Genomic DNA, 13,874 nt, shown 5'->3' with positions numbered 1-13,874 from the left:
AGGAATTATATGGAACCGGCAATTAAATACCGATTAATTAAAACAGAAAAACATACGGGTGCTCGTCTGGGTGAAATCATCACGCCACATGGCACGTTTCCAACGCCAATGTTTATGCCCGTGGGGACGTTAGCGAGTGTAAAATCACTAGCACCTGAAGAATTAGATGCGATGGGGGCCGGGATTATTCTATCGAATACGTACCATCTTTGGCTACGACCCGGTGAACAGATTGTTAAAGAGGCCGGTGGGTTACACCAATTTATGAATTGGAAAAAAGGAATCTTAACGGATTCTGGTGGCTTCCAAGTCTTTTCATTAGCTAAGAATCGCGATATTACCGAAGAAGGCGTGCATTTTAAGAATCATCTGAATGGGGCGAAGATGTTTTTGTCGCCTGAAAAAGCCATTCAGATTGAAAATGACTTGGGACCAGATATCATGATGAGCTTAGATGAATGTCCCCCATTCTTTGAAAGCTATGACTATGTTCGTAAGTCAGTGGCACGAACCAGTCGGTGGGCTGAACGAGGCCAAAAAGTGCATCAACATCCGGATTATCAAGGGTTATTTGGGATTGTCCAAGGTGCGGGCTTCAAAGATTTGCGGGAACAAAGTGCGAAAGATTTAGTTGGCATGGACTTTCCTGGTTACTCGATTGGTGGCTTATCCGTCGGAGAATCGAAAGCCGAGATGAACCACGTGCTTGATTTTACGACGCCATTATTACCGACCAACAAACCCCGTTACTTAATGGGTGTTGGTTCGGCCGATGCCTTAATTGACGGGGCAATTCGTGGCGTGGATATGTTTGATTGTGTCCTACCGACACGAATTGCGCGGAATGGGACTTGTATGACGTCGCACGGTCGGTTGGTCGTCAAGAATGCGAAGTTTGCGCATGACTTTACACCTATCGATGAGAATTGTGGGTGCTATACGTGTCGTAACTACACCCGGGCTTATGTCCGTCACCTGATTAAAGCTGATGAGACATTCGGGTTACGGTTAACGAGTTACCATAATTTGTATTTCTTATTGCACGTGATGCAACAAGTGCGGCAAGCAATTATGGATGATAACTTATTGGAATTCCGCGAAAACTTTTTTGAAATGTACGGCTTTAACAAGAAAAACGCCAAAAATTTCTAGTCATACTAGTAATTTTAAGTGTAATTTGTTAAAGTTAAAGATAGTCAAACATAGATTAGGAGCGATATTTAATGGGTCAACTAACATCAGTTCTTTTCATTGTGGTTATGTTCGCATTTTTGTACTTCTTCATGATCCGGCCACAACGGAAACAACAACAACAACATCAACAAATGTTAAGCAAAATCAAACGCGGCGATAAAGTTGCGACGATTGGTCGGTTACACGGTGTCGTTGATGAAGTCAACGAAGCTGATAAGACTGTCACGTTAGATTGCGACGGGATTTTCTTAGTTTTCGATTTAAGTGCGATTGCTAAGATTGCGCCAAACGAAGCTGACGCCGCTGCAACGGCTGCACCAAAAGCCGATGCTGAAGTTGCCACTAGTGCTGAAAGTCATATTGATTCAGCTGCTAGTAACGTTGACAGTGCCGCTACTAGTGCGGATAGTGCTGCTGACGATTCTGAAGCTAAATAAGTTAATTGATAATGAGTTCAAGTCCGTTAGCGGATTTGAGCTTATTTTTTTGGTCTTTAATGGATGAAAATGGGTCTAATAAGCGATAATTAAGGCGATAACTAGATTATCATTGGAACCTCAATATTATTAAAATTATTTAATAATATTTTGTTTATAATGCTATTAATTGTGGTACCCTTGAACTAAATATAACTTAAACAATTTTTAAGCTTAAAGATAGGGTAGTCATTAATGCGGGGGTTGATAAGTGATGCGCCAAATAAAAGATGATAAGTTAACTTACAAAATGTACAAAAAAGGGCGTTTTTGGGTATTTGCCGGGATTATGATGACCACTTGGCAATTGAATACGATGACTGTTCGGGCGGCTACTAATCAGACGAGTACTGAGAGTAGCAGTGTGACGGCGACTGTCAGTGCAGCTAGTCAAAGTAGTACGACGGTTGTTGCCAGTAGTGCGGCGACAAGTTCAACCAGCGCTGCTAGTGCGATTAGCAGTACTAGTGCTAGTGCAACGAGTACCACTGCAGTTAGTGCTGCCAGTACTAGTACCACGAGTACGACAACCAGTGCCGCTACCAGTAGCGTTGCAACTAGAACTAGTCAGATTGCAGTAACAAGTTCGGTAGCAACTGCTAAGACTGTGACAGCCAGTAGTAATTCTGTGACCAGTCAGGCAGGAACCACTAGTCAGGCGACGGTTGCAACCAATGCCACGTCAGCCAGTAGTAGTGCCAGTGCGGTGACGCCTATTTCAACTACTGCTAGTTCGGTCAGCAGTACCAGTGCAGTGACGCCTATTTCAACTGCTGCTAGTTCGGTTAGTAGTACCAGTGCTGTAGCCACTAGTGAAGTATCAGCTACCAGTTCTGCCGTAGTGGCTAGTGACGGTGTCACCAGTGTGGCGACAACCGATAGTGCCGTGACGACTACTGCCACCACGGTATTACCGACAAGCACGGCGGTGGCCGCAGTCGCAACGGTTAAGCCGCAAGTGAAATCAGCCATGACGGCCGTGACAACCGTTGAAAGTGGTACCTATGGGACAGTGGACTGGACGTTAGATAGCGAAGGGGTTTTGCATATTCAGGGCGGTACCTTGGTTAATTCAGCTCTTGATGATGTTGCTGCTGAGTATGATCCGCTACCTGATAATCGTTGGCAGGGGAATGATGCGATTAAAAAAATTAGCTTTGAAGGTGCTGTATTTGGGGCAACAATCATGGGCTCATTGTTTTCTAACAATCAGAATCTAACAGTTGTTACGAAAACGGCGGCTGGTTCTTTTGATGGTAGTAAGATTAATATCACCACCAAGATGTTTGCCAATGATGCTAAATTAGTAACGGTGGATGACATTTTCACTAATTGGGGTCCTAATCTCATGGACATGAGCGAGATGTTTTCTGGTGATGTCCAATTACAGCACATTGATGTGTCAAAGTGGAATACGGCTAAAGTGTTTATGTTAGATCGAATGTTTCAGAATGCTAATGTAAGTTCGATTGATATATCAAACTGGAGTTTTGAAAATAGTGGAGGTGATGTCTATTTCGGCGGGATGTTTCAAGGGGCAACTGGCGTTACTGCAAAGATAGTCGAAAGTCTGCCGTTAGCGGATTCATTTTCAAGTCAGCAAAATATATTTCTACCACAAACGTTTCAGGGAGCAACATTTGCGGATAGTGATATTGATTTAACCGGCTGGAATTTTGATAAGGCTATCTCGGCTGATAATTTGTTTGCAGATACGAAGAATCTTAAAACGGTTAATATCTCTGGTTGGAACATTGCATTCTCCCCGAGAATGTTTGCAAACAGTGAAGTGAAAACAGTTATAGCCTCTAATATTATCTTTAATTCCAATCCGTCCGACTGGCTCAGCAATGCTAATAAGCTGACTGAACTAAATATAGATGGTGCAGACTTTCGTGATCTCAATGATTTTTTAAGTACGTTTAAGGAGCTTCCGAGCTTAACTAAGTTATCTGCTGTCAATTGTAAATTCAAGCTCTATACTGACCAGTTCGGAAACACTAACATGACTGCTATGTTTCAGGGAGATGACAAGTTAACAACCGTTGATTTAGTAGGCTGGGATGTCAGCCAGGTAACGAGCATAGCAGGTCTTTTTTCGAATTTGGCCAATTTAACAACCGTTGATTTATCGGGCTGGGATGTCAGGCAGGTAACGAACTTAGCAGGTCTTTTTTCGAATTCGGTCAATTTAACAACCATTGATTTATCAGGCTGGGATGTCAGTAATGTGTCGCTATTGTCAGATATTTTTGCAGGGCTATCCAATTTAACGACGCTTGATTTAACCGGTTGGGTCACTAGTGATAACTTGGTTGGGACTAAACGCATGTTCCAAGGAGATGCGAAGTTGGCTACGTTAGATTTGTCTAGTTTAGTTATGACAAATGTGATAGTTAAACCCTGGATCCTTGATAACGGTACTGGGTCTGCTGATATGTTTAAGGGGATGACTGCTCTAGCCACTTTGAAATTACCAAGTAGTTATTTTTTAACTGCGGATATGAACCTTCCCGCTGAAATAACTGATGATGTATGGACTGCTAGTGTTGATGATGTGAACTCGACGATTTATACCACGCAACAGATGATTGATCCTGATTATTATCAAGAGCATGATGAGCTTAAAAATGTGACTTTTCGGCGCACCACATTTAGTGTTAGTGATCAACAACTGATTGTCGGACCAGCGACGTCGTGGCAACCAGTTGTTAGTGGTCAAGATGGCAGAGTGGGTGGTCCACTGGTGCTAGCTAATATCACGACGACTTGGACGCGTCAAAATGATGCGACCGCTACGGCTGGGGCGATGCCAGTCTTTGATACTGACCATCTTGGTGCTTACTCGGTGCTTTATCACTATACTGATCAAAATGGTTATGTGTTTGAAGCGACTGGGATAGTAACCTTAGTGGCTTCTCAAGCCAGTGTGAAGGTGCCAACCGCTACTACGGTTGAAAATGGCGCTGATTGGACACCAGCGACGAACTTTGACGGGCACGATGCGGCTGGCAAAAAGTTGGATTATGCGGCCGTGACGGTCGATAATCCAGTTAATATGACGCAGGCTGGGACTTATACGGTGACTTATTCATACACGGATAGTCAAGGTAATGTTATAGCGCCAGTCACGACCCAGGTTACCGTCTTAGCACCGGCAAAACCCTTTACGGTCAACGATAGTACGTTAATTGCGGGTCCTAAAACCACTTGGTCGCAAGCCAATAATTTTGCTAGTGCTGGCTTAGATGCCAATGGGACTGCGATTACGTTGGCAAACGTGCAAGTGAGTGGCACCGTTGATCCAACTAAAGCGGGCACTTATCAAGTGACTTATACCTATACGGATAGTCACAAAAAAACGCAGACTGACACGGTGACGATTACAGTGGCCGTTTCTAAAGCTGGTTTGAAGGTGCCCACGACTACTACGGTTGAAAATGGCGCTGATTGGACACCCGCAACGGACTTTACTGGGAACGATGCGGCAGGTCATCAGTTGGATTATGCAGCAGTTTCGGTGGATAATCCAGTTAATATGACGCAAGCCGGGACTTATACGGTGACTTATTCATACACAGATAGTCAAGGCAACGTTATAGCGCCAGTCACGACACAGGTTACCGTCTTAGCACCGGCAAAAGCCTTTACGGTCAAAGATAGTACGTTAATTGCGGGTCCTAAAACCACTTGGGCCCAAGCCGATAACTTTGATAGTGCTGGCTTAGATGCCAATGGGACAGCCATCACGTTGGCAAACGTTCGAGTGACTGGTCAAGTGGATTCAACCAAGCCAGGCACTTATCAAGTGACCTACACCTATACCGATAGTCACCAGCAGATCCAGACTGAAACGGTGACAATTACGGTCGTTGCTTCTCAGGCCGGTGTAACGGTGCCAACCACGACTACCATTGAAAATGGCACAGATTGGTCTCCAGCAACCGATTTTGCCGGGACGGATGTTACTGGTAAGGCATTGGCTTATGCGGCCGTGACGGTCGATAATCCAGTCAAAACCACGCAAGCCGGGACCTATACAGTTACGTATTCATACACGGATAGTCAAGGTAACGTTAAGACTGGTATTACCAAAGTGACCGTCTTAGCGCCGGCCCAAGGGTTCACTGTGAAAGATACTACGGTAATTGCTGGCCCTAAAGCTACATGGTCACAAGCGGATAGTTTTGGCGCCGCTGGTTTAGATGCGAATGGCACGGCGATTACGTTGGCAAACGTGCAAGTAGCTGGCGCAGTCGATTCGACCAAACCAGGGACGTATCAAGTGACGTATACCTATACGGATAGTCACCAACAGACCCAGACAGCAACGGCGACGATTACGGTCGTGGCTTCTCAGGCCAGTGTGACGGTGCCAACGACCACGACGATTGAAAATGGCGCTGATTGGACACCAGCAACGGCCTTTACTGGGACCGATGCGGTTGGTAATCAGTTGGATTATGCGGCAGTTTCAGTGGATAATCCAGTTAAAACCACGCAAGCCGGGACTTATTCGGTGACTTATACGTACACCGATAGTCAAGGGAACGTTAAGACCGGTACCACTAAAGTTACGGTGTTAGCGCCAGCTAAGGGATTTACCGTTAAGAATCAGACGCTCATCGCTGGTCCAAAGACAACCTGGTTGCCAGCGGCTAACTTTGCCACGGCCGGGGTAGCTGCCGATGGGCAAGCTATCACGTTGGCTAATGTGACGGTAACCGGGGCGGATCAAGTTAAAACGAACCAGCCTGGTACTTATCAGGTGACCTATACCTATACGGATCGGCATCAGCAGACACAGACTGAAACGGCGACCGTGACGGTTGTGGCTTCTAAAGCCAGCCTCACGGTGCCAGCGACGGTGACGGTTGAAAATGGTGCTAGTTGGTCACCACAAACTGATTTTGCCGGCACCACGATTACTGGACAGGCACTAAATTATTCAGCGGTCACAGTGGATAAGCAAATTAACACGCGCCAACCGGGAACGACCAAGGTGACCTATTCGTATACGGATCGCCAAGGCAATGTGATCACACAAGCAACTTATGTTACCGTATTAGCGCCAGCACGGTCATTTACCGTTAATAATAGTACATTAGCGGTTAATGACACGTGGCAGCAAGCAGCGAACTTTAACGGTGGGGTTGATGCCAATGGTCAAGCCATTACGCTGGCCGATGTGACGGTAACGGGCAATGTAAACACCACGCAACCCGGACGTTATCACGTGACGTATCGTTATACGGATAGTCATAGTCAAACGCAGACTAGCACGGCAATCATCACGGTGGTAGCGGCCTCAAAGCCAGCTAAACCAGTGATTACGGCGCCGGCTAAGCAACCTAGTGAATCTGATTCACAGACGCCGGTTACTGGGAGCGAAAGTACAGTTAGTCAGGAGACTAAGTCGACCGACACTGTTCGAACTGCAACTAAGACTGGTCAACGTCGGTACCAAGCAACCGTGATACCGATGGCAGCGACTAAGGCAGTTACAACACCGGTCAGGGCAACTACTGCGACCTCAACGGCAGTTACGGCCGCTGCATCACAGCCAGTGGGCACTATTACTGCGACTCCAACAACGGTAGCTAAAGCCCCACAAGTGACCCTAGCAACGGCGCAAGCTCAGGCTACCGCCGCGGTTAAAACGACCGAAGCAACCAAAGCTAAAGCGACGAAGTCAGCCGGGACCGTGGCGCGAGCTAAGTCAACCACGACACCTAAGACTAAAGCCGCTGCGATTGCGCCAACTAAGGCTAAGGTAGCGACTAAGACGAACTCGGCGACAACCCGTGCCGCAGTGATTGCGATGGCTGCAGTGGTTAGTCTAGGATTGATTGGTGGGTTTGGTTATTATTTCTTGAAACGACATTAATTTTGAACGATGTTACGTTGAGAGTCTGGGATTTTAAATCTCGGGCTCTTTTCATTATTAAAGGGTTTCCTGATTGCGTTCAGAACACACGTTTGTGTATAATGGAGTGATTAGGAGGGGATCAGATGGCCACAGCAATCATTGCCGCACCCATTAATATTGATACTAGTCGTAAAATTATTCATGTCGATATGGATGCTTTTTATGCGTCGATTGAAGAACGGGAGCAGCCGGCTTACTGCACCCAACCGCTGGTTATCGCCCATGATCCCCGTCAAACCGGTGGTCGTGGTGTCGTAACTACGGCTAATTATGTGGCGCGCCAATATGGGATTCATTCGGCCATGCCCGCTCAAAAGGCCCTAGAGCTTTGTTCAAAGGCCGTGTTTAAGACGCCTAACTTTCCGTTGTATCGTGAGGTGTCAGCGCAAATTCATGAGATTTTTCATGAATATACGGATATGGTGGAACCGATTGCTTTTGACGAAGCTTACTTAGACGTGACCGTTAATAAGCCTGGCATCCATAGTGCAGTTCAGCTGGCTCATCAACTACAACGCGAGATTTGGCATAAAACGCATTTAACTTGTTCAACAGGAATTTCTTACAATAAATTCATCGCTAAGTTAGCCTCAGATTATCGTAAGCCTGCAGGCGTAACGATTGTATTGCCTAACGATGCGACTGCCTTCTTATTACGAGAACCGATTGAAAAGTTTCGAGGTGTCGGTAAGAAAACGGTGCCGAAGATGCATGATTTAGGGATTAAGACGGGACGAGATTTAGCGGCCCGTACTGAAATGGATTTAATTCAACACTTCGGTAAGCTCGGCTATATTTTGTATCGCCGGGTGCGCGGGAGCGATGATCGGCCAGTGGAATATCAACGTGAACGTAAATCAATTGGCAAGGAACGGACTTTTGGGCCATTCTTGCAGACCCAAACCGAAGTCCGAGCTCATTTAAAACAGTTAGCTAAGTTAGTAACGGCAACGATGCAATCACACCAACGACATGGGAAAACGTTGGTCCTAAAATTACGTTATGGCGACTTTGTGACGATTACGAAGCGACAAACGTTTACTGAATTCTTACCTAATGATGCGGAGGTCTTTGATCAGTATGCCGAGGAAATCTTTGATACCGTCGTTGATGAGCACTTTGATACCGGGATTCGACTGTTAGGCATTACGTTAACCGGACTGGCGCCCCTCGCATTTGAAAACTTAACGTTGCCATTATATCCAGGTGATAATTAATTAATTTGGCGTGAGGGCAATTGTTCGGTATACTAAAGTACTGTGACACGAATTTGAGCCACCAGTAAATATTGGAATAGGAAGGATCATTATGACCGTCCAAACAGAAATTTTTAATTTAATTAAACAAGCAAAAACCATTATTATTCAACGCCATCAACGCCCCGATCCTGATGCGATTGGGAGCCAATTAGGATTGGCTGATATTATTAAGACTAGTTTTCCAACCAAACGTGTGTTAACGCCTGGTAAACAGTATCATGGATTCGACTGGCTCGGTCAGATGGATGACATCACCGAAGCTGACTATGAAGGGGCCTTAGTCTTAGTTTTAGATACGGCTAATCAGCCACGGATTGATGGGGAGTTTTATAATAGCGGCCAAACGTTAGTTAAAATTGACCATCATCCTAATGACGATGCCTTTGGTGACCCGCAATGGGTCGATGTCGATGCGTCTAGTACCAGTGAATTGGTCTATGACTTCTACGCCGCTTGTCAGGCAGAATTAACCTTGACGGCGAATGCTGCCCGATTACTGTATGCGGGGATTGTTGGCGATACCGGCCGTTTCTTATATTCAGCAACGAAACCTAGTACGATGCGAGCAGCAGCGGCTTTAATGGAAGCCGGCGCAGACGCAACTGCGGTTAATCGGATTGAAGATACTATCACGTTACCAGTGGCTCGGTTGTCAGCGTACGTTTATGAGCATTTGACGCAACTGGATTCTGGAGCGGCTTATGTTATTTTAACGAATGATATTATGGCGTCCTTTGATATTGGTGATGCTAGTACTGCGGGCGTTGTGCCCTTACCCGGTCGGATTGATACGGTTAAGACTTGGGCAATCTTCTTACAACAAAAAGAGGGCGACTTCCGAATCAGATTACGGTCCAAAGGCCCTGCTATCAATGAATTGGCTAAAAATCATGATGGTGGTGGTCATCCAATGGCGAGTGGTGCTAAAGCGCAAAATCAACAAGAAATTGAGCAAGTTGTGCGTGAACTCGACCAAGTTGCTCGTCAATATGAGAAAGAGGTTTAACTATGACCGCAAGTTTCAAGGCATTTAACCTGCAGCCGTTTTTGATGCAGGCGTTACAAGAAATTAATTTTGTTACTCCAACTAAAGTTCAAGAAAAATTGATTCCCGTGATTACAGCGGGTCGGAGTGTTATCGGTCAATCAGCCACTGGGAGTGGGAAAACCCACACGTTCTTATTACCAATGCTCAATCGTATTGATCCTGAAGAACGGCGGGTTCAAGCCGTAATTACGACGCCCAGTCGTGAACTGGCTTACCAGATTCAAGCTGCCGCAAAGCAGTTAGTCCAACATAGCCCCAAAGCAATTCACATTGGATTGTATGTTGGTGGGACGGATAAACAGGAACAAATCAATAAATTAAATCGGCATCAACCGCAATTAATTATTGGGACACCGGGTCGAATTTTAGACTTGATGCGTTCACAAGCTTTGAATGTGCATACCGCAAGTCAACTTGTTGTGGATGAAGCCGATATGACACTTGATTTAGGCTTCTTAAATGTGGTCGATCAAATTGCCGGCCGGATGCCAGCCGACTTACAAATGTTAGTCTTTTCGGCAACGATGCCGCAAAAATTAACGCCATTCTTGAAGAAGTATATGAATAATCCCGTGATGGAAGCAATCCCAGTTGAATCGGTCATTAGTCCAACCATTGATAATTGGCTGATTTCGACGAAGAGTCATGACAAGAATAGTATTATTTATCGGTTGCTGACGATTGGTGAACCTTACCTCGTCTTGGTCTTTGCCAATACGAAAGAACGGGTTCAAGAAATCACCCGTTACTTGAAGCAACAAGGCTTAACGGTAGCGATGATTCACGGTGACGTGAAACCACGTGAACGTAAGCGGGTGATGCGTGACGTGCAAAACCTGAAGTATCAATTCGTTGTGGCAACTGATTTGGCTGCGCGTGGGATTGATATTGAAGGGGTTTCACATGTCATTAATGATGATATTCCAACTGACTTAGAATTCTTTATTCATCGGGTTGGCCGGACTGGTCGTAATGGGATGGCTGGGACCGCAATTACGCTTTACAGTCCAGGTGAAGAAGACAAGGTCAGTGCTGTGGAAGCCTTAGGAATTAAGTTCAAACCGAAAGCGATTCGGGATGACGAAATCGTGGATTCTTATGACCGTAACCGTCGTGAAAAGCGGGGCAAGCATCAAGAAAAGCTTGATCCAACTTTGGTTGGGTATGTTAAGAAAGCTAAGAAAAAGATCAAGCCCGGCTATCGACGTCGTATTCGGACTAAAATTTCGGATAAAGCGCGGATGGATCGCCGAATTGAACAACGAGCTTCAGCTCGGAAAGCCCGGAAAGATCGTAAGGGCTAAAGTAAATGTATTGTCAGTAAAGGGACCGTTAATTAATCAATTGCTCATTGCAAATTGGTTAACTAGTGGCCCTTTTACTTAACCATTCAGGCGACCAGTCTTATAATTAAAACATGCAATAGTGCTGTTAATTCGTTGAGCGGCGGTGTTTAATCGCAACGTGAATTGGTTTGAAAAAGAGAGGGGTTTGGCATGCAATCAGTATTTGAAGATGGGTCCATTGATGTGCATCGGGCGACGCAAAATAACTTACAACAGGTTAGTTTACGGATTCCCAAATATCGGACGACTGTTTTCGTTGGCTTATCGGGATCGGGGAAGTCGTCGTTGGTATTTGATACGATTGCGGCGGCATCCAGACGTGAATTGAATGAAACCTTTCCAAGCTTTACCCAACAATATTTGCCAAAATATGGGCAACCGCATGTTGATCGCATTGATCATTTGCCGGTGGCGATTGTAATTGCCCAGCAACGGTTAGGTAAGAATGCCCGGTCGACGTTGGCGACGTATACTGGTATCTATTCCTTGGTACGGCTGCTATTTTCACGGGTTGGGCAACCGTTTATCGGTTATTCTGATACGTTCTCGTTTAACTTACCACAGGGGATGTGCCCCAATTGTCAGGGGTTAGGTTATGTGGATGATATTGATGAGACGCAGTTGATTGATCCTGAAAAATCATTGAATACGGGCGCAATCACGTTTGTTAGCTTCGAGCCGAATACATGGCGCTGGCGGCGGTATGCGACTAGTGGGCTATTTGATAATGATAAACCCATTAAGGATTATACCCCGGCGGAATATGAATTGTTGATGCATGCCCCGCAACAGACGCTCAAACAGCCTGGGGAAGGCTTTCCCCGAACTGCGTTATATGAAGGGGTGGTGCCCCGGATTCAACGGTCAATTATTGGAAAAAAGGAAGCGGAACATCATAAAGCTGCAATTGGCGCAATTGTGACGCGACAGGCTTGTCCTGTCTGTCATGGCACTCGGTTGCGTGCAGAGGTTTTAACGAATCGGATTAACGGTCAAAATATTGCGACGGTCACGGCGATGGACTTGCAACATGTGTTGCAATTTTTGAACGGCATTACAGCACCGCTAGCGACGGAGATTGTTCGTGAATTGGCGACGAAAATTCAATCATTGATTGATATCGGGTTGGGTTATTTAACGTTAGATCGTGGGACCAGCTCACTTTCTGGTGGTGAGGCTCAACGGATTAAGATTGCCAAGTACCTGACTAGTTCGTTGGTCGATATGGTGTATATCTTGGATGAACCGAGTGTTGGGCTACATCCACACGATATTCAGCTGATTCGGCAAGCACTAACTAAATTAAAAGAAAAAGGGAATACGATTCTCGTAGTCGAACATAATCCAGCCATGATTTCATTGGCGGATTATGTCGTGGAGATGGGACCGAAAGCCGGTCGAGCTGGCGGGACCGTTACCTTTACGGGAACTTATCAGGACTTGTTAACCTCAAAGACGTTAACTGGGGATTGGCTGCGACGACCACATCAGTTTGGCCCGGAACGTCAGCCTACCGGTCAATTGGCGTTAACGCATGTCCACGCGAATAATTTAAAAGATGTGAGCGTGGCGGTCCCCTTAGGGGTGATGACGGTCATCTCCGGGGTGGCTGGCTCTGGCAAAAGCTCGTTGGTGACAGCCTTGCGGTCACAATTGACTAGCGATTATATCGATTTGGCCCAAGCCCCCGTGGGGATTAATATTCGGTCGACCCCCGCGACTTACCTAGGTCTTTTAGATGAGATTCGGAAGTTATTTGGTCAAGCGAATCAAGTGGCGACCGGTTGGTTCAGCTATAATGGGAAGGGTGCTTGTCCACGTTGTAAGGGGAAAGGGGTCACGATTACCAATATGGCGTTTATGGACCCGGTCGTGCAAACTTGTGAGTTGTGCCAAGGCCAACGTTATAATCAAACGGCCCTACAGTATCTGTATCATGGTCAAAATATTGCAGCTGTGCTCCAGCTATCTGTGACTGCGGCGGCTAAGTTTTTCAAAGAGTCGCCGAAATTAGCACGTCAATTAGCGAATTTAGATCGGGTCGGCTTGGGTTATTTGACCTTGGCCCAACCGTTGACGACGTTATCTGGTGGTGAATTGCAACGCTTGAAGTTAGCTGTGGAACTGGGTAAGCAGGGGACCATCTATTTGTTAGATGAACCCACAGCGGGGTTACATTTACAAGATACCGCACGCTTATTGAAGCTCTTCAATGAATTGGTTGCGGCCGGTAACTCACTTATTATCATTGAACATAATCTAGCCATTATTAGTCAAGCGGACTGGTTAATTGACGTAGGGCCGGATGCCGGTCAATATGGCGGTCAAATTCAGTATAGTGGGACGCCGAAAGCCGCCATTAAGGTGGCGACATCACGGACGGGGGTCGCCTTAAAAGCTTGGCTGGACGCTTAAGGTTTAACAGTTGCTTAGTTGACAATACGGCTTAAGTTTTCTATACTTTTAGAGTAAGGATATGTGCGAGGCTGACACCGATTTAGAGACGTTTTGTTTGGCTGCAAGAAACGCGGTGTGTCGCGCATGCTCCCTTGGGTTCGACTGACTAGTGAACTAGTCCGTTTCTCAGCGTTAATGAGCTTAAGAGGTAAACGAATACATCGT

The 13,874-nt window shown here is 46.0% G+C and carries 7 protein-coding genes; all 7 read left to right on the top strand.

Annotated features, from left to right (window positions below):
* Positions 1-9: 9 nt before the first annotated feature.
* The 7 genes from tgt to C5Z26_RS04165 all read left to right on the top strand — a co-directional run bounded on the left by tgt (position 10) and on the right by C5Z26_RS04165 (position 13,667).
* Positions 10-1,152 (top strand): tRNA guanosine(34) transglycosylase Tgt, encoded by a 1,143-nt coding sequence (gene tgt / locus C5Z26_RS04195; protein WP_105448740.1) that lies wholly within the window; start codon positions 10-12, stop codon positions 1,150-1,152.
* Between the two features lie 71 nt (positions 1,153-1,223).
* A complete protein-coding gene (yajC, locus tag C5Z26_RS04190; protein ID WP_105448739.1) occupies positions 1,224-1,631 on the top strand; it encodes a preprotein translocase subunit YajC in 408 nt (135 codons plus the stop codon).
* Between the two features lie 253 nt (positions 1,632-1,884).
* Entirely contained in the window at positions 1,885-7,557 is a 5,673-nt protein-coding gene (locus C5Z26_RS04185) for an immunoglobulin-like domain-containing protein (protein WP_105448738.1), read from the top strand.
* 125 nt (positions 7,558-7,682) lie between these two features.
* Positions 7,683-8,816, top strand: coding sequence for a DNA polymerase IV (gene dinB / locus C5Z26_RS04180; RefSeq protein ID WP_105448737.1), 1,134 nt, complete (start codon positions 7,683-7,685; stop codon positions 8,814-8,816).
* Positions 8,817-8,907: 91 nt separating this feature from the next.
* Entirely contained in the window at positions 8,908-9,864 is a 957-nt protein-coding gene (locus C5Z26_RS04175) for a DHH family phosphoesterase (protein ID WP_105448736.1), read from the top strand.
* Positions 9,865-9,866: 2 nt separating this feature from the next.
* Positions 9,867-11,210: a DEAD/DEAH box helicase gene (locus C5Z26_RS04170; RefSeq protein WP_105448735.1), complete on the top strand. Its 1,344-nt coding sequence runs from the start codon at positions 9,867-9,869 to the stop codon at positions 11,208-11,210.
* 192 nt (positions 11,211-11,402) lie between these two features.
* The gene (locus tag C5Z26_RS04165; RefSeq protein ID WP_105448734.1) at positions 11,403-13,667 is read left to right on the top strand and encodes an ATP-binding cassette domain-containing protein; all 2,265 of its coding nucleotides are present in this window, start codon (positions 11,403-11,405) and stop codon (positions 13,665-13,667) included.
* The last annotated feature ends 207 nt before the right edge of the window (positions 13,668-13,874 follow it).

It is taken from the genome of Lactobacillus sp. CBA3606 (genome assembly GCF_002970935.1).
In the GTDB taxonomy this organism is placed as follows: domain Bacteria; phylum Bacillota; class Bacilli; order Lactobacillales; family Lactobacillaceae; genus Lactiplantibacillus.
Note: the sequence above shows the minus strand (reverse complement) of the source record. Positions and strands in the feature narration are given on the sequence as shown.